Origin of the sequence: Serratia sp. ME47, from assembly GCF_903970925.1 — a bacterium.
In the GTDB taxonomy this organism is placed as follows: domain Bacteria; phylum Pseudomonadota; class Gammaproteobacteria; order Enterobacterales; family Enterobacteriaceae; genus Serratia; species Serratia ureilytica.
In genome coordinates, this window is sequence record NZ_CAJCKE010000028.1 from 28,126 (window position 1) to 50,487 (window position 22,362).

The following is a 22,362-nucleotide window of genomic DNA, read 5'->3' on the forward strand; positions in this document are numbered from 1 at the left end:
GATTCCTCTGTAGTTCAGTCGGTAGAACGGCGGACTGTTAATCCGTATGTCACTGGTTCGAGTCCAGTCAGAGGAGCCATATTTAGAGAAGCCCGCTCAGGGAAACCCGAGCGGGCTTTTTGCCTTTCAGCCGCCGTCAAAAGCTGCGTTTCGCCACCAGATAGGCGCCCGCCACCAGCAACAAGGCGCCGAACAGCGCCGGCAGATTCTCGCGCAGCGCCGCCGGGCCGGCGCGGTAGACGTCCACCAACAGCCCCATGCACAGCTGGCTGGCGACCAGGATCGAGATGGTGGCCGCCGCGCCCAGTTTTTGGTAGCCCAGGATGCCGGCGAACACGAACAGCGATCCCAGCAGCCCCGGCAACAGCATCCACCACCTGGCGGCGCCGGTCACTTCCGTCACCGCGCCGAGGCCGTTTTTGGCCAGCAGCAACCCCACCAGCAGCAACAAACCGACGCTGGAGTTGATCACCAGCGTGATAAGGATGGTCGAGACGCTTTCGGTGATGCGCACCATCAGCAGATTCTGCACCACCAGCCCCATCCCGGCCGCGATCAGCAGTAACAGCATATTCATCGCCCTGTCTCCCGGGATCAGCGCGCGGGCGGCGTCGCCCGTTCGTCGAGCCTCAGTTGCAGGAACGTCAGATCCAGCCATTGGCCGAATTTAGCGCCCACCTGTTCCATGCGCCCCACGTCGCGGAAACCCAGCGCCAGATGCAGCTTAATCGAGGCCCGATTGCCGGATTCGATGCCGGCCACCATCACATGTTTGCCGATTTCCCGCGCCCGTGCGATCAGCGCCAGCAGCAGCGCCTTGCCAATCCCTGCGCCGCGATGCGCCTGATGGACATACACCGAATGTTCCACGGTGTGGCGATAGCCGTCCCAGGCGCGCCAGTCGCCGAACGACGCGTAGCCGATCGCTTCGTCCTCGGCGTTCACCGCCACCAGCACCGGGTAACCCGCCGCCTGCCGTTCGCCGATCCACGCCGCGCGATTGGCCGCATCCACGGTTTGTTCATTCCAGATGGCGGTGCTGTTCAACACCGCGTCGTTATAGATAGCGGCAATCGCCGCGCTATCGTTGAACGTCGCATTTCGTATAATCATGGTTTACCCCGGCCAATTGTCCACTATAATACTACGATATGAATATTAAATTAGACAATCTAAATCAGCTGATCGGCGCACGCATTCGCATTGAACGCGAGGCGCGCCACTGGTCGCTGTCCGATTTGGCCGAACGGGCGGGCGTCTCACGGGCGATGGTTCATAAGATCGAGCGCGGCGAGAGCAGCCCGACGGCGATGCTGTTGGGCAGACTGGCGGGCGCGTTCGGCCTCAGCATGTCCAAGCTGATCGCCCGAGCGGAAACGCAGGAAGGCCGGCTGCTGCGCCGGGAAGATCAACCGGTCTGGGTCGATCCCGAGAGCGGTTACGTGCGGCGCCACGTGTCGCCCCGCACCGATTTGCCGCTCGATCTGGTGCGCATCGAACTGCCGGCCGGCGCGGCGATCCCGATGCCGGCTTCGGTGTACGCGTTCAAACGTCAGCTGATCTGGGTCTTATCCGGCGCACTGGTCTTTATCGAGGGTGACGCGCGCCATGAGATGGCCGAGGGAGACTGCCTTGAGCTCGGCCCGCCGGCGGACTGCCGATTTGAAAATCAGAGCGACCAACCATGCGTGTATATGGTGGCGGTGCTGAGCGCCGCCTGACGGCCGTCTGCCCTAACCCTGCGCCGGGCGGTTATAGCCGGCGCGGAAAAACTTCTCCGCCAACCGGCTGTCGCCACCGGAGAAGAACTCGCTCATCGGCTCGCTGCCAAGCCCATAGGCGCGGCTGAGCTGCCCGGCCTCGAACGCCGCCCGGTTCTCGTCGCCGCAGCGCTGCGCCAAATGGTGCGCATAGCCGAGCACGAAACCGCGCTTGTAGTCGGAGCAAAAGCGCGACAGCTCCGCCTCCGGTTTCAGGTTGTCCGCTTTTAATCCCGCCAACAGCCCTTTGCCAAAATGATCCCCCATCGGTTCCTCCTTATCACGCAATCGCTATATAACAAAATATACAGCGAATAGGCGAACGCGAACATACTCCCAAAGTTTTACTCGCAGCATAAAAAAGGCCCGCCAAGCGGGCCTCGGCGAGAACGCGCGATCACAGCGTGAAATTCAGCCCTTCGCTGACGGTGTTGCCCAGCGGCAGGCGGCCCGACGGCGCTTCTTTCTCCTGCAGGAAATCCGGCAGGCGGGATTTGTCGCCCGGTTTGCCGATCGCCACCATGGCGTGCACCGCATAGTCGTCCGGCAGCTGCAGCGCCGCTTTGATCTTGTCGTGGTGAATGCCGCTCATGCAGTGGGTCAGCCAGCCTTTCAGGTGCGCCTGATGCGCCAGGTTGGCCCAGGCGGCGCCGGTGTCGAACGCGTGGGTCGGGTTGTCCACCAGCCGCTCGCCGTTCAGGCTGGTGGTTTTGGAGACGATCACCACCAGCGCCGAGGCGTGTTGCGCCCAGCCGCGGTTGAAGTCGATCAGGAACTCCAGGTAGTTCTCCCAGCTGTCGGAGCCATGCTTGCTGTAGGCAAAACGCCACGGCTGAATGTTGTAGGCCGAAGGCGACCAGCGCGCCGCTTCAAAGAAGCTCAGCAGCGTTTGATCGTCGATGGCGTCGTTGGTCATCGCGCGCGGCGACCAGCGCTCGATAAATTGCGCGTCAATCGGGTAATCGGAGATTCTTGGCTGGCTCATGATAGGTTCTCGCAGTGAAGTAAAAACAAAAGTTCGCTGATATTCCCACAGCTTAGGACGGTAAAACTTTTATTTCGTGCCATTGTCCTGCGGCAATTCCTGCTGCAGCCAGGCCAGAAACGCCCTGACCGGCGGATGCCGCTCGCGCCCCGGCGCGCACAGTACGCTGTATGCGGCGCCCGGTACGCGCACCTCGGGCCGGTACGCCGCCAGCAGGCCGTTGTCCACCATCTCGGACACCATCACCGAGCTGGCGAGCACCCACCCTTGCCCGGCCACCGCCGCCTGCAGGGCGTAATGCTCCTCGTGATAGCTGCGCATCGCCGCATGGCGCCGCCACCAATCGACCCCGGCGGCCCGGCACCAGTCATGCCAGCCGCTGTCGTACAGCGCCGAATCCCCCCACTTGACGGTGATCAGCACCGGATTTTCCGGCTCGGCGGCGGCCAGCCCCGGCGCGGCGTAGACGCCAAAGCTTTCCTCCAGCCGCGCCGCCTGATGCAGCGCGGGATAGTGCGCGCGGCTGTAGCGCACCGCCACGTCCACGCTGGCGTCTTGCTGCAGATCGATCACCTCGGCGCAGGCCTCCAGGCGCACCAGATAGTGCGGATACGCCTGATAGAAGCGCCCCAGGCGCGGCACCAGCCACAGCGCCGCGAACGAGTGCGTCACCGAAACGCACAGCGATCCTGCGCTGGGCTGCGGCCGCAGGCCTTCGAGCGTGGCGGCGACGTCCAGCAGCGCGCCGTGCACCCCGGCAAACAGCGTTTCCCCCTTCGGTGTCAGCCGCACGCCGCGCGGCACCCGCTCGAACAGCGCAAACCCCAACTGCTGCTCCAGCGCTTTGATCTGGTGTGATATCGCCGTCGGCGTCACCGCCAGTTCGGCCGCCGCCAGTTTGAAGCTGCGCAGGCGAGCGGCGGATTCGAAGGTGCGTAATGCGTTGACGGGCAGCGTAGCGAACATGGCGAAGCCTCTCCAGGTGAGTTGAATTCATCCTGGCAGAAAAGCCGTCATTTGTCGCCCGCCGGGGTTTGTTTCTAGAGTAAGGCTGAATTCATTTCACACAGAGGAATATGACATGAATGCAACTCATCAACCCAAGCGTTTGGCGGTGCTGGTCGGCAGCCCGCGCCGCGACGGCAACAGCGCCACGCTGGCGCAGGCGATCATGGCGGGCGCCGCCGAAGCCGGCACCGTCGCCAGCCTGCATTTTCTCGACGATTACCTGAGCGGTTTTCTGAGCGATGAACGCCACACGCCGCCGCCGGCCGATCGCTACGCCGAGCTGTTCCTGGAGCACTTCCTGCCGGCCGACGGCGCGGTCTTTTGCACGCCAATTTACTGGTACGGCATGTCGGCGCAAACCAAGGCCTTTTTCGATCGCTCGTTCAGCTTCTATTCCAATGCCTACCCTCAGGCGGAACAGGTGCACCAGCGCATGAGCGGCAAGCGCATCGGGCTGGCGGTGGCGTCGGAAGAGACCTACCCCGGCGCGGCGTTAGGCATCGTGCATCAGATCCAGGAGTTCAGCCGCTACACCCATTCCGCCTTCGTCGGGCTGGTGCACGGCGCCGGCAACCAGCGCGGCGAGATCGCCCGCGATCCGCGCAACCCGCTGCGGGCCGCCCGCGAGTTGGGGCGCGAGTTCTTCACCCGCCCCTACTCGGATTATCAGATGGACAGCCCGCGCAGCACGCAGGTGTGGGCGGACTGACGCTTGAGTCTGCCGGTAAATCGCACTGTCACCCTCCGGCGGCGATCGCCGCCAGCAGATGACGCGCGACGCTTTCGGCGTGTTCCGCCACCTGCGGCAGCCCCATCAGTTCGCCGAAGCGGCCGCGCGCCGCCGGGCCGGCCACCAGCAGGCGCGGGTTGGCCAGGCCGTCGCCGCCGATCGCCTGGCTGTCGGCATTGACCCACAGCCCCAGCCCCAGCGGATCGGCGCGCAGCGCCCCCTGCTCCGCCAGTGAATGGAGCAAGGGGCTGGCGGCGATCAGCCCGGCATGGGCCGGGCCCGTGGTGATCAGCAGCCGCTGCGCCTGCAGCGCCCGCTCTGCGTCTTGGCGCGGCAGAATCGTCAACCTTACGCCCTGCGGCGTTCGCTCCGCTCTACGCAAACGAGCGGCCAATACCTGCAGCGTGCCCGCCGCCTGTTGCTCCGCCAGCAGCGTGCTCACCTGCGGCGCAAGGCGATAGCGATGCACGTCCCAATAGGCGCGCAAATGCCGCAGAAAGCGCTGCTGTTCGGTCGGCGTCAACGCTTGCCACAGGCGCTGCCCCTGGGCGCGCACCGCGTCCAACACCGCCTGCCACGGCACCCGTTGCCGAGCGGCGCGCGCCACCTCAAGGCGCACCTGCCGCACCCCATCGCGCAGTCCGGCGGGCGGGGCAAACGACCATGTCGGGTACTCCCCTTCGGCATTGGGGCGCGGCAGCAGGCCGTGACGAGAGAAGGCGGTAATCGGCCCGCGATGCCCGCGGCGGTGCAACGCCGCCACCGTATCGGCCATCGTTAACCCAGTGCCGACGATCGCCAACGCCTCACCGGGTTCAACTTCGTCCAGCGCCTCCGCCGCCCAGGGATTGGCGATCAGACGCGCATCGCGCGCCAGCTCCGGGGCGATCTGCCGCGGCAGCGCGGGCGGCGGATGGCTGGTCGCCAACACCACATAGTCGCCCCACAGCCGTTCGCCGCCCGCGGTGATGACGGTCGCGCCCTGCGCCTGCGGCTGCAGGTGCAGCGCCCGATCGCGCAGGTGCCGCAAGCGGGCCCGGCCCGACTGCGCCGCCTGATGGAAACGTTCCTCGACATAGCGGCCGAAGGCGCCGCGCTGCGGATAGGCTTTACCGTCGCGCCACAACGCCTGCGGATCGGCCACCAATCCGCCGCCCAGGCGATACCAGCGGTCAAAATCCCCCGCCGGTTCATCCGCCAGCTGCATCCGATCGGCCGGGACGTTGATGCGGTGGGTCGGTTCAGTGGTCGAGTAGGCCACGCCATAGCCCGGCGCCGCGCGCGGTTCGATCACCGTGACATCCACCGCTCCGCGCGCCAGCTGGATCGCCAGCGCCGCGCCAGTGAAACCGCCGCCGATAACGATAATATGGGCACGCTTCGCCATCAGCCCTCCCGCTGTACCGGGCCGGGACGACGATCGCCGCCGATGGTTTCGCCGAACGGGCCGGTATTGATCGTGCGGGCCGTCTGATGGGCCGGCTGCGCCAGCGGCAACAGCGGCATCACCAGTTCGGCGAAGCGGTGGGCCTCTTCCAGATGCGGATAGCCGGAAAGGATGAAATTGTCGATGCCCAGAGCCTGATACTCGCGTATGCGCGCCGCCACCTGCTGCGGATTGCCCACCAACGCGGTGCCGGCGCCGCCGCGCACCAGGCCGACGCCGGCCCACAGGTTGGGGCCGATGCGCAGACTCTCACGCGAGCCGCCATGCAGCTCGCTCATGCGGCGCTGGCCGGTGGAGTCCATGCGCGCAAAGATCTGCTGCGCCGCCGCGATGGTGTCGTCATCCAGATGCGCGATCAGGCGCTCAGCCGCCGCCCAGGCTTCGTCTTCGGTTTCGCGCACGATAACGTGCAGGCGAATGCCGTAGCTGAGTTTACGTCCCTGCCGCTCGGCGCGCTGGCGCACCGCCGCCAGCTTTTCCGCCACCTGAGCCAGCGGCTCGCCCCAGGTCAGGTAGGTGTCGATCTGCCCGGCGGCGATGTCGATCGCTTCCGGCGAGGAGCCGCCGAAATAGAGCGGCGGGCCGTTTTCCTGCACCGGCGGGAACAGCAACTCGGCGCCTTCGACGCGAATATGCTTACCGCTGAAATCCACCTTCTCCCCTTGCAGCAGCCGTTGATACACCGTGAGAAATTCCTGTGTCACCTCGTAGCGTTCGGCATGGCTGAGGAAGATGCCATCCCCTTTGTTTTCCACCGGATCGCCGCCGGTCACCACGTTGATCAGCAGGCGCCCGTCCGACAACCGGTCCAGCGTCGCGGCCATGCGCGCCGCCAGGCTCGGCGGCTGCAGGCCGGGGCGCACCGCCACCAGATAGCGCAACCGACGGGTGATCGGTGCCAGCGCCGCCGCCACCAGCCAGGAATCCTCGCAGCTTTTACCGGTTGGGATCAGCACGCCGTAATAGCCAAGGTTATCGGCGGCCAGCGCCACCTGCTGCAAGTAAGGCAGGTCTACCGGGCGCCCGCCCTGCGCCGTGCCCAGATAGCGGCCATCGCCGTGGGTCGGCAGAAACCAGAAAACGTTGATGCGTTCTTTCGCTGACTCAGTCATTTATGCTTTTCCTATATAACTATTCTCAATATTTATCGATAGAAAAATCTTGCTTGGTTATAAAACGAAAAGCAGGATGCATGCCACAGTGGCGGATTTTAAAAAGCAATACATATCAATGCGTTGAAAAGACATTACCGCCCGAGCGCTGCTGCATTGGCAGCAGGCGGCGGCGAAAAGCTGTTGCCAATGCAGCACCATGCGCCTTTTACCCTCTCGCGGCCGCTCATGGGCTGGGATAAGATTTTTTTCCCCCTTCGCCGTCAGCCAGGAGACGCCCATGTACGATCCCCAACCGTTCGCCGCCGACAAACCGGTGCTGTTCGATCCGGCGTCGCTCGCTCTGCAAAGCGTGCTCGACCGGCTGGCCCCCACCGATGCCACCGTACTGATCGTCGGCGAAACCGGCACCGGCAAAGAGGTGGTGGCGCGCTATCTGCACCACCACAGCGCGCGCCGCCATCGCCCTTTTTTGGCGGTCAACTGCGGCGCGCTGACGGAAAGCCTGGCGGAAGCCGAATTGTTCGGCCATGAGAAAGGCGCCTTCACCGGCGCCGTCGGCACCCATCAAGGCTGGTTCGAAGCAGCGGAAGGCGGCACCCTGCTGCTGGACGAGATCGGCGAACTCAACCTGTCGCTGCAGGTCAAGCTGCTGCGCGTGTTGCAGGAACGAGAAATCACCCGCGTCGGTTCGCGCAAACCGCTGAAGATCGATGTGCGGGTCATCGCCGCCACCCACGTCGATCTGGCCGGCGCAATCCGCCAACGACGCTTCCGCGAAGATCTCTATTACCGGCTGAACGTCGCGGCGGTGACCTTACCCCCGTTGCGCCAGCGGCCGGAGGACATTCCGGCGCTGACCAGACACTTTCTTGCGCTGTACGCCCGCCGGCTGGGACGACCGCCGCTGCAGTTGACGGTGGAGGCGCAGCAGGCGCTGCTGGACTACCCCTGGCCCGGCAACGTGCGCGAGCTGGAGAACACGCTGCATAATGCGGTCTTGCTGAGCCAGGAGGGGCCGATCGCCCCGCAGCAACTGCGGCTCACGCAACGCCTGACGGATCACGGCGGCGGCGGTGACGACGCCATCGATCGCTTCGTGCAGCAGCAGTTGCAAGGCGACGGTACCCAGCTCTACCAACGGGTGCTGGATGCGCTGGTGCGCAACGCCTTCGAACGCAGCGGCGGCAACCAGCTGCAGGCGGCGGCCTTGCTCGGCGTCAGCCGCAATACCCTGCGCACCCATTTGGCGCATCTTGGTCTGATCAAACCGCGCCGCCGCAGCGTCGGCGCGCCCGCGCATTCGCCGGCCATCAGCGCAGCGCCGCTGCCCGAACGCGAACTGCGCATCGGCTATCAAAAATTTGGCAACCTCGGCGTGCTCAAGGCGCGGCAAAGCCTGGAACAGCACTTCGCCGCACAGCGCATCAGCGTACTGTGGAGCGAGTTTCCCGCCGGGCCGCAGCTGCTGCACGCGCTCGACGGCGATGAAATAGACTTCGGCACCACCGGCGAAGTGCCGCCGATCTTCGCCCAGGCGCAGGGCAACGCGCTGGTGTATGTCGGGTTTGAGCCGCCGGCGCCGCAAAGCGTGGCGATGGTGGTGCCGCAAGACAGCCCGATACGCAGCGCCGCCGAGCTGCGCGGCAAACGCATCGCGCTCAACAAAGGCTCCAACGTGCACTATTTATTGCTGCAGATGTTGGACGAACAGGGACTGACGTTGAACGATGTGCGCATCGTCTATGCGCCGCCGAAGTATCCGCTGTCGGCGACCGACCTGCAGGCGGTGGACGCCTGGATGATGTGGGATCCGCTGCTCAGCGACGCGCAGCGCAGCGGGGAACTGCGCGTGATCGCCGACGGCACCCAACGGGTGCTCAATCAGCAATTCTATCTGGCGCGCCGCGAGTTCGCCGAGCGCTCGGGCGATCTGTTGCAGCCGCTGATGCAAGCATTGCAGCACACCGGCCGCTACATTGCCGCGCAGCCGAGAGAAGCCGCTCGTCACCTTTCCGACGAACTGGGGCTGGCGAGCGCCTCGCTGGAACTCGCGCTGTCGCGCCGCAGCCACGAGATCCGCGCCATGGATTTGCAGGTGATCCGCCAGCAGCAAAGCATCGCCGACCGCTTCTACGCCCTGGGGCTGTTGCCCAAAGCGATCGCCGTGCGCGAGGCGGTTTGGCCGCTGGGATCTTAGCCTGGTTTCGGAGGGCGCAGCATCGGCCGCCCTTTTTCCTCTGCGCACAAACTCATACCGCCGTCGGAGCCGGGCGGTAATGCCAATGCCGCAAAGACATTTTTAGGTAAAATATACCGCCGATGTCAGTGCTAGGATTAATTCGCTATCATTTTATGTGCACTTTCAATTAACGTTACCCTGTTATTTTCGCATTCGCCGGTCGTCACGACCGGCTTTTTTATTTCCCCGCTTCCCTGCCAAAAATATCGTTTTTTGGTAAAAAAAAGCGCGCCAGGTAGGATTACATAGCAACTGCATGGCCTTATTTCCCGTGTAGGGCCGTGCATCTCAGAGAGATTGTCGATGTTTCATTGGCCGGCGTTAATCGCCGGCTTTTTTTATCTTCATTTCATGATGCCTGCGCGTCGCAGGCCTCACGTCTTATTGCCAAAGAGGATGCGCGCATGCCGAGTCCATTGTTCCGTGAGATAACACTTTTCGGTAAAGACAAAACCTCAACGCGCGCTATTATTTAATTGTAGTGTTGTCATACCTATTGAATACCCCATGCTTACCGACCCTCGCGGTCGGTTTTTTTTCTTCTTCACCAACCGTTCCGTTGGCGGCAACAGGCTTATGGGGCGTTGACGGGAGGGCGCCATCAAAATATCGATGGCATTACCCAAGCTTTCCGTTGTGATCAGGCAACCTGCTGCCGCGCGCGATAAACAGAGCTCATTTTATCGGGATGAAATACCACATGCTGACGTTTTCCTTTTCACCTGGGCAGTGATCGTGAATTTTAAAGATTACGCTTTGCGTGATGAAGATATCCAGGGAAGCCAACACCCCCTCATAGAGCGATAGGATGAACTCGTTTTCGCTCATCTTTTTTTCATTGCGTCTGATCGCAATGTACTTTGCCGATGCGTTGTACAGGCTACAGGTTATTGGATTCTTTACGTTTACCTTCATCTGCCCCCGGCTGATTACCGGCGAAAGCAGTTGCACGATCCTTTTATTCTCGTAATACTCATGCAAATTCAAGTACACGATGCTGCTAGGGAAAGGCTCTTTATCGAAGCCAATAATCGGTTGATAATTGAGAAAAGGCCAATCGCGCAGGGTTCTGAATGTTCTCGGCGGGCAACCGAATTGATTTGAAAACGCACGGCTAAATGATTGCTGAGAACTAAATCCGGAGAGCAACGCGATTTCATAGATCTTCATATCGGTACATTTCAGCAATAACGTCGCGCGGCTTAGTCTGCGCTTTCTGATATAAGTCCCTATCTTCATCCCTTCATACAAATAGAACATCCGCTGTAAATGCCCGATGGAATACCCTGACTTAATGGATAGCGCCCTTATTGATACATGGCTTTGTGTATCAATGGCTTTTTCAATGATAGCGATTATCTCATCTAAAATATTGCGTCTGAACTTGTTAGAACAATCCATAGTAAAGCCTGTCATCTTGCTATTTTTATTATTGAATGCATCTCTCTTCTTGCGGAACCAAAAGCTGTCCGGCTTGCTTTCTTTCGAAGAATGGCATTCCCATATCCGTTCAAATATATCCACGCATCACGTTGCACTGAAATCAGTTCCAGGGCGAAAGATGCCGATTCACCTCTCGCACAAGATGAGATTCACAAAGAAGTCGTGTGGAAAAACGCTGATAAACCACGGACGCCAAGACAGAAAAACGCTCAGCGTTTATTCTGCCTCAAAAAACGCAGGCCACAGCCAGAAGATAAATAGCAAATGCTATTTTTCGTGAAAATACCCCCCTCATACTCCTCCCTGAATGTCATTATCCTTGATACCCCCTTGGATTAACCATTATTTAATTGCGCAATCCCCTGCCTGGCCTATTTGCCGCTTAACCACCCACTCTTAAACATAGAATAGTTAATTATTTCGATTCGAAAAGATGTTACTGTCAATAAATTGACAGCCATATAGAGTTTTTATCTATCAATGAGCAAAAAATGTGCTCCCACTACCTTGATTCATTCATGCAAACTCATAAAAATCAATAAATTAATACACTTAAAATGTATCCCTGCACTTTCTCCTTCTTCGCCATACGCTGCTATTTGGTAAATGACACTTTTAAGTACATTTTTTTTAATTTACCGCGTTAATATTGCAAGCGTTCTATACTCAGGATATTTCCTAAAAGAACGGATAAATTGGGGGCTTATCGCTGAATACCGATAACGCGTTATTTTACCCAACGCAACCATTAGGCAGATAACTAAAAGGGAGCTCCTGCATGTTTATAACCAAAGTCATTGAGGAGCTGCTCGCCTGGGTGGAAGAAAGTGGGTTCAATGAGAAGCTCACCGTTGAGATGCTGTCAGAAAAAAGCGGATATTCACGCGGGCATATCCAAAAAGCGTTTAAAGATGAAACAGGGATGACTTTCGGGAGCTATGTGAGGGGCAGAAAACTCATTCGCGCCGCATTTATGTTGAAAGCGACGAACCTCTCTATTTCCGATATCGTTAAAGCGCTGAACTTTCAGTCATATCAATCCTTTGAACGGGCGTTTCGCAAGCAATTCAGAACCTCGCCGATGCAGTATCGCAAAAGTAAATCGTGGGACGTGTCCTCAGCCATCCCATTGCTGTTTCTCGACGGCATTCCCGAGCATCGCTATGTGCACCTGCCAAAATTTTTCGACGATTCAGGGGATGGCGTTGATGCAGAGATAGATCACTTCCATCCTGCGGTTTCCGCGCTGCGATTGGCGGCAATTGATAACATGAAAAAAACGGATAGCGGCGTGATTAACTTTTTCAATTTTGGCGCGAGCATCAAGAAAGAGAATTACGTCAGCATCTATTTGAAGACCCTCTATATTTCTGAAGAAGACTGTCTTGGCAGCGTGCTTGCCTCTCTGGCCGGCGCCCAGGGAAAAAAAGACATGCAACTTTATGCAGAGTTCAGTTATGACGGCGCAAGCGATGAGGCGCAAAAATTCACGCAAAGTATCTACACCAAATCATTCCCGATAAATAAAGTTGGCATGATCGATCGCTTTCTCATTGAAATTATCACCCCCAAAGGCGGCGATAGAATAGAGATGAAGACCTATATCCCCATTGTCTTCCCTATCAAGCACAGAGAGAAAGAGGTAGCGCCAGGGCCAGCGCGGTAACCCTGTCACTATCGGCGTTGCTATTTATTAAAAAGGGTAATGATTTATATTAAACAATAAAGAGTTATGATGAATTTAGGCTCAAAACCACTCATTACCCACTCGCTGCAAAGCGCCAACTTTAAGACTTATCTAATTGGAAAACACGTCAATATCGCCATGAAGATCGCGCCAAGATGAGTTCTTCTCGCCCCCACAAGGAATCACCGCTTATCCGTTAAGCGTTGACTTCGATATGACTTACGTACCAAAACCTTAAATATCAATGTGTTACCCACATTTGCTTTTTGTGCGGCCGATTGGATAACTTATTGTTTTTATTCTATTTGCGCTAAATACCCCGCCTGAGCGCAACCGGCATTTTTCGCTTTATCCCGCCCGCACGCTTGTAGACATCCCCAGGTAGTGACGATATTTTATTTCTACGAGACTTATTTTTACGGGTGCTATCAATATGCCTTAAACAAGAATAAAGCGCGTCAGGAAAATAGAATTATGAGTATTCAAGTATGGTCTAAAAACCTAAAAAAACACTATCCTAATATTAATGTTGAAAAAGTCACCGTCGGCGAACGCGGGAAAGGTTATATTGTCTATGTCGATGGGGAAAGAATGGCATTAAATCATTTTTTTCGCCGTTTCTATCGACACCGGCTTGATAAAGAATGATGTTTCACCCTGAACTCAACGCAGGGTAAACCTCTACGCAACCTCGTGATTAAAAGCAATTTCGCATTCATCATCACTCTAAATAATTAGTCCAGAGAGGCTCTTTCATTCAATGCGCTTATCACTGCAATAAAATATCGGATTGCCCAGCGCACCCAAAACCGTATCTCTGCGAGACGGTTACAACCCGGTATTAAATAAAAATGCTGATGGTTATTTTTATCGCGCGCGTTCTGTCATCGCCCAATAAAAACCCCTTATCTTGGTCTGGCGACTGATCCAAGCCGCAATGGCCACTGTTGAAATGGATATCAAAACGACAACTCAATGCCCCTAAAGCGTTAAAGAATAAAAAGTCTCAAGGCGGGACATGCCTTGCCTTTCGCGCCGGCATTTTCAGGCGTTGGCAGCGATGGGATGGTGATCCAATGTGGATTTAAAAGTCAAAGGAAAACATATGATTAGAACATCGTTTGGTAAGAGAGCCGCAATAATCACGTTCTTTTGCTTGCTGGTTTTTTCTGGCGTCGCGTTAACCGTGGGGGGAGTTTGGCTGATCGCCCTCGGCGGATCGTTCTACTATGCCATTACCGGGATAGGCTACATCGCTGCCGCAGTGCTGGTCCTCAAGCGCAGCAAATCGGCATGTTACTTAACCGGCCTGCTGTTTTTGATGACGGTGCTGTGGGCGCTTTGGGAATCGGGGCTTAACTACTGGGCCTTGTTCCCTCGCCTGCTGGTGCCCGCCGGCCTCTCTATTATCGCCGCGTTTTTACTTCCCTCGTACCTGCACGGCGCCAAGAGTCGAAAGCAGGCTTACATCGCCGGTTCGGCATTATCCGTGGCCTTTGTCGCTTTCTTTATCGGCGCCTTCTTTCCCCATGGCGAAATTACCCCTGCTGGCGACGTGACGTTTATCGAGAGCAAAAGCGACAACGCGCCTGCCGATTGGAGCGCCTATGGCCGCACGACGGAAGGAACGCGCTACGCGCCGTTCAATCAGGTGAACCGTTCAACCGTCAAAGATCTGAAACTCGCCTGGGTGTATCGCACCGGCGATTTCCGGCCGGGCGTGGACCAAAACACCCCGCTCGCGATTGATGATGTGGTGTATAGCTGCACGCCCAACGGCCTTATCACCGCTATCGATGCCGATACGGGTAAAGCGCGCTGGAAATTTGACTCGCATTCCACCTCCCCCGTTTGGCAACGCTGCCGCGGGCTTGGCTACTACAAAAATGAGGAGGTTGCGCCAGGCGCTCTGTGCGAGAAAACGATCGTTCACACCACGATCGATGCCCGCCTCATTGCGCTGGATGCCCAAACGGGCCAGAAATGCCCCGCCTTCGGTCAAAACGGTGAGGTGAATCTCGGCCAGCATATGGGGGAAGTCAAACCGGGTTATTACTTCCAAACCTCGGCGCCGACCATCGCCAGAGGGAAGATTATCGTCGGCGGCTGGGTTATCGATAACGTAATGAAAGGCGAGCCTTCCGGCGTCATCAGGGCGTTCGACGCCAAAACCGGCGAGTTGGACTGGGCGTGGGACTTAGGCAATCCGGGCATAACCAAGGCTCCGCCGGCCGGAAGCACCTATACGCGCGGCACGCCGAATATGTGGACCACCGCCGCCTATGACGACAAATTAGGCTTGTTGTATGCGCCGCTTGGCAATGCAACGCCCGACTATTACGGCATGAATCGCCCGGAAAATTCGGATGCGTACAACTCTGCCCTGGTCGCCATTGATATTGAAACAGGCCGTGAGCGCTGGAAATTCCAAACCACGCATCACGACATTTGGGATTATGACCTCGCGTCCCAACCCGCGCTGGTAGACGGTTTTGATGAGCAACATCGCCCGGTGCCCGCCCTTTTGCTCGGCACCAAACGCGGGCAGATTTTCTACCTGAACCGGGAGACCGGCAAACCGCTGGCGCAGGTTGAAGAGAAAGCCGTGCCGACGCAAGGCGCCGCAGAGGAAGAGCGCCTCTCGCCAACCCAGCCGTTCTCCGTCGGCATGCCGACCATTGGCGCCGAGCGCCTGACCGAAGAAAAAATGTGGGGCACCACCCTGTTTGACCAGATGGCCTGCCGCATCCTGTTCAAACAGATGAATTACCAGGGCGACATGACCCCGATCGGCACCCGCCCAACGCTCGAGCAGCCCGGCAATTTAGGCGGACTCAACTGGGGGAGCATGTCGATTGATCCTGTAAACCATATGGCTTACATGAACGATGTGCGCATCCCGAATGTGTTTTGGTTAGTGGCGCGCGACAGCTATGAACGCGTCGCGAAGCAGTACCCGCAAAAAGTGATCGATGGCCACGGGCCTTCTCCCATGATCGGCACGCCATACGGCATGATCACGTTGATGTGGATGTCGCCGCTCGAAGTGCCTTGCAACCAACCCCCTTACGGCACGATCACCGCCGTCGATTACAAAAACAAAAAGATCGCCTGGCAGATACCGGCCGGCACCGCCGAAAAAATGGGGCCGCTGGGCATCAGATCGCACCTGCCGATGCCGGTTGGCATGCCCACCTACGCGGGCACCATGACGACCGCCGGCGGCCTGGTCTTCTTCGCCGGCTTCCAGGACTATTATCTGCGCGCCTACAACAGCAGCACCGGCAAAGAAGTCTGGAAATATGCGCTGCCGGTCGGCGCGAGCGCGACGCCGATGAGCTACGTTTCGCCTAAAACCGGCAAGCAATACATTGTTATTGTGGTCGGCGGCGCCGCGCATTCGTCAGAAACCGGCGATTACGTGATGGCGTTTGCGCTGCCTTAACCCTTTGCCCCGTTTGCCTGCGCCATCACACAGGTAAGCGGGGCGAAGACCGGCCTTGCTCAAGTGCGCTTTCTTTATCGACAGCGGCCGCCGTGGCCGCTGTTCAGCCTTGCCCGACGAGCCCGCCTGAGGGGCGGCATGCAGAAAAACCGTTTGATAACGGCGAGAAAAATTAAATCCACAAAAGGTTCACGATGGAAACATTCTTCACCATATTGATCTTATTGCTCACCGTCTCGTTGTCCGGCGTCGTGACGCGCATATTGCCCTTCCAAATCCCGCTTCCGCTGATGCAAATCATCGTTGGCGCCGTGTTGGCCTGGCCGCAGTTTGGGTTGCATATCGACTTCAATCCCGAGCTTTTCTTGATGCTGTTTATTCCCCCGCTGCTGTTCGCCGACGGTTGGAAAACGCCGGCGCAAGAGTTCATCCATTACGGCAGAGAAATCCTTTGTCTGGCCCTGGTGCTGGTGATCATCACGGTCGTCGGGGTGGGTTATCTGATTCACTTCCTGCTCCCGTCAATCCCCCTCGCCGCCGCATTTGCCCTGGCCGCCGTTCTGTCGCCAACGGACGCCGTGGCGCTGTCCGGCATCGTCGGTAAAGGACGCATGCCCAAACCCGTGATGAGCGTAATTGAAGGGGAGGCGCTGATGAACGACGCCTCCGGGTTGGTTTCCCTCAACTTCTCCATCGCTGTCGCGCTCGGCGCGATGGCGTTTACCCTGGAGAGCGCCTTTCTGACCTTTCTTCAGGTATCGATTGGCGGGGTGCTGTGCGGCATCATTATTGTCTTTCTCTATAATCAAATGGTTAAGTTCATCCATAAATGGATGTATAACGATTCCGCCACCCAGATTATTTTCTCGCTGTTACTGCCCTTTTCCTGCTATCTGATTGCGGAAAGAATCGGCGTATCCGGCATCCTGGCCGCCGTTAGCGCCGGCATGATGATTGGCCAATCCAAAGTGAATCGCAGCATGCCGCTGGTGCGTTTACGCACCAATAATATTTGGGAAATGCTCGAGTTCGTGTTTAACGGCATGGTGTTTATTCTGCTTGGGCTACAGCTGCCGGGCATCTTGAACTTCACCGTGGCGCAAACCGGTATCGATCATTCCATCAGCCTGGAGACGCTGCTGGCTTACGTGGTGATCATCTATTTTAGTTTGATCGCCGTGCGTTTGATTTGGCTGTGGCTGATGAAGGTCGGCAGCGCGACCCTGATGCGCAAAGATCCGCTGTTATTTTCGAAATTCAGCACGCGCGATCTGTCCGTCGCCGCCTTTGCCGGGGTGCGAGGGGCGGTGACCCTGGCGGGCGTGCTGTCAATTCCGCTGTTTCTATTGGATGGCTCGCCATTCCCGGGGCGGTATCAGCTGGTGTTTATCGCCTCGGGAGTCATCTTGCTGTCGATCGTCGTCGGCATCGTCACGCTGCCCTTCCTGTTGCGCGGCAATCTGCCGCCGGAAGAAGATCAGGAAGAGGCTTTCTCCGTTTCAGAAGCCTTGGCGAGCGCGGCGACCAAGGCCGTCAACGAAACCAAGGAAAAGCTGCTCGTCGCCCCGCCGGACGACGCCACGCCGGAACTGATTGAAGAAACGACGCGGCGGATGCTGGACGTACTGCAACGTAAAATTCTGACTAAAGAAGACGTTAAGAATATCGTGGCGCTGAAGCGGCTGGAAAAGCAGCTGTACTTAGCCTCGTTGCACGCGGAAAGAGAAGAGCTGTACCGGCTGCGCCGCATGAAGAAAATCAGCCATGAGAAACAGAGAAAGCTGCTGCATCGCATTGATATTACTGAGGTGCTGATCGCTGAAGACAGCGTTTAAACGAGGAGATGAAGGCGGTTTCGCCCCCCGCCTTCGCTATCTGTGGTACCACGCCTTGAAATACTTCAAAAAGCTGTAGGACACCGCGTAGACGCCGGTCACGGCCCCGACCCGGCCCGCTTTCCAGGCGCCGCTGAAAATGTACCACTTGAAAAATGCGCCGATGGCGCTAATCACCCCTCGGAGAATCGATGGCCTTATCGCCTTGTATTTCACCACGCGCGCCGTATAGCTGTTCAGCTTGGCAAACACTTCCTCGATTGAGAAAAAAGTGTCGTGTTTAACGTGCCCGGCCAGTATCAAGGTGGATGCGCCCCCTTCCGCCGCATCATCTACCGGCGCATCATTGAACTTCACCACCTGGCGATGAAAAAAGCGAATGGGGTAATCCGGTGACGAGACGGGATAAAGCGTTCTGACCGCCTGTCCCAACACAAACCAATCGCGACGAATGCGATAGGCGTTGTTTTTGTCAGGGCCTGGGGTGCGCTTGAAAAGCCGCATCGCGTCGACCGCTTCATCATCCATGATCTCATCGCTGTCCAGGCACAAAACCCAGTCATGCCGCGCGCAGGATATGGCGTAATTCATTTGCCGGCCATGGGTTTCAAACGGGTGATAAAGAGGCTTGATATTGAAGTCGTCGCAAATGGCCAACGTGCCGTCAGTACTGCCCGAATCCACCACGATGATTTCATCGGCGAACGCCGCCACAGGTTGCAACACGTCACGCAGCAGGCGCGATGAATTAAACGTCAATAAACACACGGAAATCCGGTTACAAAAATCCATTTTACATTCCACGACACTGAAAAAATGCAGTCCATGCCAAAACGGCGGGCGCGCCGTGCAAAAGCGCGATCCCAAAGCGCTTCTCCTGCCCAGAGCGCCTCTTCGATTAAGTATTTAGAATATTGGCTGCCCTGTCATGCCCTGGATGATGGCATCTGACTATTTCATCAATTTCAATGAAATCAAATAGAAAGGCGGATTAAACGCGGGCGTTCACCGCACCGGCTCACGCGCTGGCGGGCGCCGAGCGCGAGCGCGGCGCTTGGCTGCGCCTTGGTTTTGTTATAACGTATCAAAAAACAAGTAAAGGGAAGACGACGATGAAAATCCAGCTGTCGCTGTTGTTTCTCAGCCTGCTGGCCGGCAAGGCCGCAGCGTTTCAGTCGAAAGTGCCCGAACCGCGCCCGGAGCAGGCGCGGGCGGCGGAACAGAACATCGAAAATCTGTTTTACGGCTTTCACGCCATGGACGCCCAGCCGGTGAGCATCGGCAGTTGCGCGGCGGTGCCGGTAGCGGGATGCCAATGCGCGTTCTGCACCCAGCTGCGGCAGGCCGGGCGCTGAGCCGCCCCCCTCATTCAACCCAGCTCATATTGCACGTTCAACTGCCCTTTCTTCATCTTTAGGCCGGTAATCGCGATCGCGCCCACCTCGCCCAGCGCGGCGACATGGGTGCCGCCACAGCCGTAGGCGGGCAACTCGCCGAAACCGACCTGGCGCAAACCGTCCACCGCCTGCTGGCGGCGCGGCAGATCGGCGGCGATCAAGCGCGCCAGCTCCGCCTGCAAAAAATCCGCTTCTATCGTCTGCGCATCCGGCCCCGGCGTGAACGTGATGCGCCCTTCACCCGGCCAATGATGCGCCTTGACCGGCCGCCAGCCCCGGGTTTCGCCCAACCAACCGATCAGATGCCCAGCGGAGTGCCAGCGGGCGTGCAGCCGGCGCTGCGCTTCATCGATTTGCATCGTAACCGGCCCGTTCGGCAGCGGCGCGGCGGTAAAGTGCACCACGGTATCCCCCTGCTGCTGCACCCGCAGCACGGTGACGCCGCCTAACGACCCCACATCGGACGGCTGGCCGCCGCCCTGCGGGTGGAACAGCGTGGCGTCCAGCTCCACGGCGTAAGCGCCCGCCTCGGCCGGCGCACAGCTCAACACCTGCGCCTGGCCCTGTAAATCGTCGCTGTAGTAATAACGTCGTTCGGTCATCATTTTTCTCCTCGGTTCGAAGAGCCATTATATTCATGTCATAATCGGAGCATAATCCGCCGCCATCACAATGGACCTTTGCGTCATGAGCACAAATCTTTCTTACACGCTGTTGGCCGAAATGGCCGTTTTCGTCCAGGTCGTGGAGAGCGGCAGCTTTTCCGCCGCCGCCCGCAAACTGGGCGCTTCACCTTCCGCCGTCAGCCGCAGCGTGGCGAAGCTCGAACAGCCGCTGGCGCTGCAGCTGCTGCACCGCACCACCCGTAAACTGCGGCTGAGTGAAAGCGGCGAAGAGGCGTTTGCGCACTGCCGCACCCTGCTGGCGGCGGCCGACGCGGTGATGGCGATCGGCGGGCGCGGCGCCGCGGAGCCCGAAGGGCTGGTCAGCGTCAGCGTGCCCAAGGCGGTAGGCCGTTTCGTGCTGCATCCGCACATGCCGGCGTTCCTGCGCCGCTACCCGAAGGTGGACGTGAGGCTGCGGCTGGAAGATCGTTATATGGATCTGATCGACGACCGCGTCGATCTGGCGCTGCGCATTACCGATCGCCCGTCGCCGGGCTTGATCGGCCGTCAGCTGATGCGAATAGACCACCTGCTGTGCGCCACGCCGCACTATCTGGCGCAGCACGGCGCGCCGCAGCACCCGCACGATCTGGCGGCGCACAGCTGCATCTATCTGGGAGAAACGCCGAGCGACGCGCAATGGAAGTTCCGCCGCAGCGGCAAAACGGTGACGGTCAACGTGCGCGGCCGCTACGCCGCCAACCACACCGGCGTGCGGCTGGACGCGGTGAAACGGCATATCGGCATCGGCAGCCTGCCGTACTTTACCGCCCGCCAGGCGCTCGACGAGGGCGAGATCGTGCAGGTACTGCCGGAATGGGATTTCCTCAGCAGCTATCACGGCGGCCTGTGGTTGCTTTACGCACCTAACCAGTATCTGCCGCCCAAACTGCGGGTGTTTATCGACTATCTCGTCGCCTGCCTGGCGCAGGAGCCGCAGCTAAAGCGCCTTGCGTAGCGTGATGTTGATGCGGTGCGGCCCCACCAGCGAGTGGTAGCCTTCCTTGACCGGCAGGATGCCGTGGAAACAGAGCCGCGACGGGCCGCCCCACACCACCACGTCGCCGTGCGCCAGCGGGATGCGCCGTGCCCGGTCGCTGCGTTGCAGCCCGCCGAACTGAAATACCGCCGGCAACCCGAGCGACACCGAGACGATCGGCGCGCCGAAGTCGTGCTCGTCTTTATCCTGATGCAGCGACAGCTTGCTGCCCGGATCGTAACGGTTCATCAAACAGGAATCCGGTACGAAGGGGCCAAAGCCCGCCTGCTGCGCGGCTTCGTCCGCCAACGCCATCAGAATAGGCGGGATCGGCGGCCAGCGTTTGCCGCTGCGCGCGTCGCGTTCCGAGTAACGGTAGCCGCGGCTGTCGCTGGTCCAGCCGTTGCCGCACCAGCTCATCGCCACCGACATCACGTGCCCGCCGGGGGTGGTCAAATGCTGCCAGGGCACCTGCGCCACCACGCCCTGCACCGCCGCCAGCAGTGCCGGCCCGTGATCGCGCACAAAGCCGTGCATCACCACCGCGCCGGGGGCGATCTCTTCACGCCACGGCGGCGGCAGCGCGTCTTCAAAAAGATCGATTGTCATCGCCAAAACCTGTATGAATACACAGTATCCATTGTAACCCGCCGCCGCCGATTGTCCAGCGCCCGGCTACGCCATTGTCGTTGGCGGCAAATTTCTCTACAGTAGCCGCCATAAAATCAATCACTCACCAGGAATGCGTGTGATTAAGGGCATCACTCTTTCGGTCGTCGCCTCCATCTTGTTCGGCGCGATGTATTACTTCACCTCTACCCTCACCCCGCTGAACGGCGAACAGGTCTACGGCTGGCGCACGCTGCTGACGCTGCCGTTCCTGACGCTGTTCATGGCGCTGTCTGGCGATTGGCGCAAGGTGAGCGACACGCTGGTCGGGATAGGCCAACGGCCGCCGCGTCTGCTGGGCCTGCTGCTCACCTCGGCGCTGCTGGGGGTGCAGCTGTGGCTGTTCCTGTGGGCGCCGCTGCACGGCAAGGCGCTCGACGTGTCGCTCGGCTATTTTCTGCTGCCGCTGACCATGGTGCTGGCGGGCCGTTTGATCTACCGCGATCGGCTGTCGCTGCTGCAAAAACTGGCGGTGGCGTGCGCCGTGGCGGGGGTGGGCAATGAGCTGTATCAGGCGGGCGGCGTATCGTGGCCGACGCTGGTGGTAGCGCTGGGGTATCCGCTCTACTTTATTTTGCGGCGGCGTTTCGGCACCGACAATCTCGGCGGCCTGTGGTGCGAGCTGACGCTGATGCTGCCGGCGGCGGCCTGGTTCGCCTTCGGCGACGGCGGCGCGGCGGCGCTGCAGATCAATGCCGAGCTGTATTGGCGCATTCCGCTGCTCGGCGTCATCAGCGCCGTGGCACTGGTGTGTTACATCCTCGCCAGCCGCATGCTGCCGTTCAGCCTGTTCGGCCTGCTGAGCTATGTGGAACCGGTGCTGCTGGTGCTTGTCGCGCTGCTGCTCGGCGAGAGCATCAGCCAAAGCGAATGGCCAACCTATCTGGCGATCTGGCTGGCGGTGCTGCTGCTGGCGGCGGAAGGCGCGCAGCACCTGCTGCGCCGCCAGCGGGTCTGA

21 protein-coding genes and 1 tRNA gene are annotated in these 22,362 nt (G+C 59.0%); 11 read left to right on the forward strand and 11 right to left on the reverse strand.

Annotated features, from left to right (window positions below; translation table 11 throughout):
* The first annotated feature begins 3 nt into the window (after positions 1–3).
* Positions 4–79 (forward strand) — tRNA-Asn (locus H7A77_RS21430).
* Positions 80–136: 57 nt separating this feature from the next.
* Here H7A77_RS21430 and H7A77_RS21435 read toward each other — a convergent pair.
* A complete protein-coding gene (locus H7A77_RS21435) occupies positions 137–577 on the reverse strand; it encodes a DMT family transporter (protein WP_033643687.1) in 441 nt (146 codons plus the stop codon).
* A 17-nt stretch (positions 578–594) separates the two neighbouring features.
* Entirely contained in the window at positions 595–1,113 is a 519-nt protein-coding gene (locus H7A77_RS21440; protein WP_033651829.1) for a GNAT family N-acetyltransferase, read from the reverse strand.
* A 38-nt stretch (positions 1,114–1,151) separates the two neighbouring features.
* Here H7A77_RS21440 and H7A77_RS21445 point away from each other — a divergent pair, with 38 nt between their 5' ends.
* Positions 1,152–1,721 (forward strand): XRE family transcriptional regulator, encoded by a 570-nt coding sequence (locus tag H7A77_RS21445; RefSeq protein WP_033643689.1) that lies wholly within the window; start codon positions 1,152–1,154, stop codon positions 1,719–1,721.
* 12 nt (positions 1,722–1,733) lie between these two features.
* On the opposite strand, the gene H7A77_RS21450 is transcribed toward H7A77_RS21445, so the two are convergent.
* The 3 genes from H7A77_RS21450 to H7A77_RS21460 all read right to left on the reverse strand — a co-directional run bounded on the left by H7A77_RS21450 (position 1,734) and on the right by H7A77_RS21460 (position 3,711).
* A complete protein-coding gene (locus H7A77_RS21450; RefSeq protein ID WP_033643690.1) occupies positions 1,734–2,027 on the reverse strand; it encodes a DUF2623 family protein in 294 nt (97 codons plus the stop codon).
* A 130-nt stretch (positions 2,028–2,157) separates the two neighbouring features.
* Positions 2,158–2,745 carry a nitroreductase family protein gene (locus H7A77_RS21455; RefSeq protein ID WP_033643691.1) on the reverse strand — a complete coding sequence of 196 codons (588 nt, stop codon included), beginning with the start codon at positions 2,743–2,745 and terminating at the stop codon, positions 2,158–2,160.
* Between the two features lie 69 nt (positions 2,746–2,814).
* Positions 2,815–3,711: a LysR substrate-binding domain-containing protein gene (locus tag H7A77_RS21460; RefSeq protein ID WP_033643692.1), complete on the reverse strand. Its 897-nt coding sequence runs from the start codon at positions 3,709–3,711 to the stop codon at positions 2,815–2,817.
* 115 nt (positions 3,712–3,826) lie between these two features.
* Here H7A77_RS21460 and H7A77_RS21465 point away from each other — a divergent pair, with 115 nt between their 5' ends.
* A complete protein-coding gene (locus H7A77_RS21465; protein ID WP_182074618.1) occupies positions 3,827–4,462 on the forward strand; it encodes a flavodoxin family protein in 636 nt (211 codons plus the stop codon).
* A 28-nt stretch (positions 4,463–4,490) separates the two neighbouring features.
* Here H7A77_RS21465 and H7A77_RS21470 read toward each other — a convergent pair whose 3' ends face one another.
* Both H7A77_RS21470 and ssuD read right to left on the reverse strand, forming a co-directional pair.
* Complete coding sequence (locus H7A77_RS21470) at positions 4,491–5,870, reverse strand: FAD/NAD(P)-binding protein (RefSeq protein ID WP_069099982.1); 1,380 nt, start codon at positions 5,868–5,870, stop codon at positions 4,491–4,493.
* Entirely contained in the window at positions 5,870–7,042 is a 1,173-nt protein-coding gene (gene ssuD / locus H7A77_RS21475) for an FMNH2-dependent alkanesulfonate monooxygenase (protein WP_033643695.1), read from the reverse strand. The genes H7A77_RS21470 and ssuD overlap by 1 nt, the downstream gene beginning before the upstream one ends.
* 280 nt (positions 7,043–7,322) lie before the next feature.
* Between ssuD and H7A77_RS21480 the strand changes: the two genes are divergently transcribed.
* The gene (locus H7A77_RS21480; protein WP_182074619.1) at positions 7,323–9,242 is read left to right on the forward strand and encodes a sigma-54-dependent Fis family transcriptional regulator; all 1,920 of its coding nucleotides are present in this window, start codon (positions 7,323–7,325) and stop codon (positions 9,240–9,242) included.
* Between the two features lie 717 nt (positions 9,243–9,959).
* Here H7A77_RS21480 and H7A77_RS21485 read toward each other — a convergent pair.
* Positions 9,960–10,808 (reverse strand): helix-turn-helix domain-containing protein, encoded by an 849-nt coding sequence (locus H7A77_RS21485; RefSeq protein ID WP_223524802.1) that lies wholly within the window; start codon positions 10,806–10,808, stop codon positions 9,960–9,962.
* A 697-nt stretch (positions 10,809–11,505) separates the two neighbouring features.
* Here H7A77_RS21485 and H7A77_RS21490 point away from each other — a divergent pair.
* From H7A77_RS21490 to H7A77_RS21505, 4 genes are all read left to right on the forward strand, one after another.
* Positions 11,506–12,393 (forward strand): helix-turn-helix domain-containing protein, encoded by an 888-nt coding sequence (locus H7A77_RS21490; protein WP_182074620.1) that lies wholly within the window; start codon positions 11,506–11,508, stop codon positions 12,391–12,393.
* Between the two features lie 495 nt (positions 12,394–12,888).
* Complete coding sequence (locus tag H7A77_RS21495; protein WP_182074621.1) at positions 12,889–13,062, forward strand: hypothetical protein; 174 nt, start codon at positions 12,889–12,891, stop codon at positions 13,060–13,062.
* Positions 13,063–13,519: 457 nt separating this feature from the next.
* Positions 13,520–15,859, forward strand: coding sequence for a membrane-bound PQQ-dependent dehydrogenase, glucose/quinate/shikimate family (locus tag H7A77_RS21500; protein WP_182074622.1), 2,340 nt, complete (start codon positions 13,520–13,522; stop codon positions 15,857–15,859).
* A gap of 194 nt (positions 15,860–16,053) precedes the next feature.
* Positions 16,054–17,694, forward strand: a complete 1,641-nt coding sequence (locus H7A77_RS21505) for a Na+/H+ antiporter (RefSeq protein ID WP_182074623.1) — start codon at positions 16,054–16,056, stop codon at positions 17,692–17,694.
* Positions 17,695–17,730: 36 nt separating this feature from the next.
* Here the strand turns inward: H7A77_RS21505 and H7A77_RS21510 are convergent, their stop codons facing one another.
* Positions 17,731–18,486, reverse strand: coding sequence for a glycosyltransferase family 2 protein (locus tag H7A77_RS21510; protein WP_016927099.1), 756 nt, complete (start codon positions 18,484–18,486; stop codon positions 17,731–17,733).
* 320 nt (positions 18,487–18,806) lie between these two features.
* Here H7A77_RS21510 and H7A77_RS21515 point away from each other — a divergent pair, with 320 nt between their 5' ends.
* Positions 18,807–19,049, forward strand: a complete 243-nt coding sequence (locus tag H7A77_RS21515; protein ID WP_016927098.1) for a hypothetical protein — start codon at positions 18,807–18,809, stop codon at positions 19,047–19,049.
* Between the two features lie 14 nt (positions 19,050–19,063).
* Here the strand turns inward: H7A77_RS21515 and H7A77_RS21520 are convergent, their stop codons facing one another.
* The gene (locus H7A77_RS21520; RefSeq protein ID WP_182074624.1) at positions 19,064–19,693 is read right to left on the reverse strand and encodes an alanyl-tRNA editing protein; all 630 of its coding nucleotides are present in this window, start codon (positions 19,691–19,693) and stop codon (positions 19,064–19,066) included.
* Positions 19,694–19,778: 85 nt separating this feature from the next.
* Between H7A77_RS21520 and H7A77_RS21525 the strand changes: the two genes are divergently transcribed.
* Positions 19,779–20,714, forward strand: a complete 936-nt coding sequence (locus H7A77_RS21525; protein WP_182074625.1) for a LysR family transcriptional regulator — start codon at positions 19,779–19,781, stop codon at positions 20,712–20,714.
* Here the strand turns inward: H7A77_RS21525 and alkB are convergent.
* Complete coding sequence (gene alkB / locus H7A77_RS21530; protein ID WP_033643703.1) at positions 20,697–21,344, reverse strand: DNA oxidative demethylase AlkB; 648 nt, start codon at positions 21,342–21,344, stop codon at positions 20,697–20,699. The genes H7A77_RS21525 and alkB overlap by 18 nt on opposite strands.
* A gap of 139 nt (positions 21,345–21,483) precedes the next feature.
* Between alkB and rarD the strand changes: the two genes are divergently transcribed.
* A complete protein-coding gene (gene rarD, locus H7A77_RS21535; protein WP_072627347.1) occupies positions 21,484–22,362 on the forward strand; it encodes an EamA family transporter RarD in 879 nt (292 codons plus the stop codon).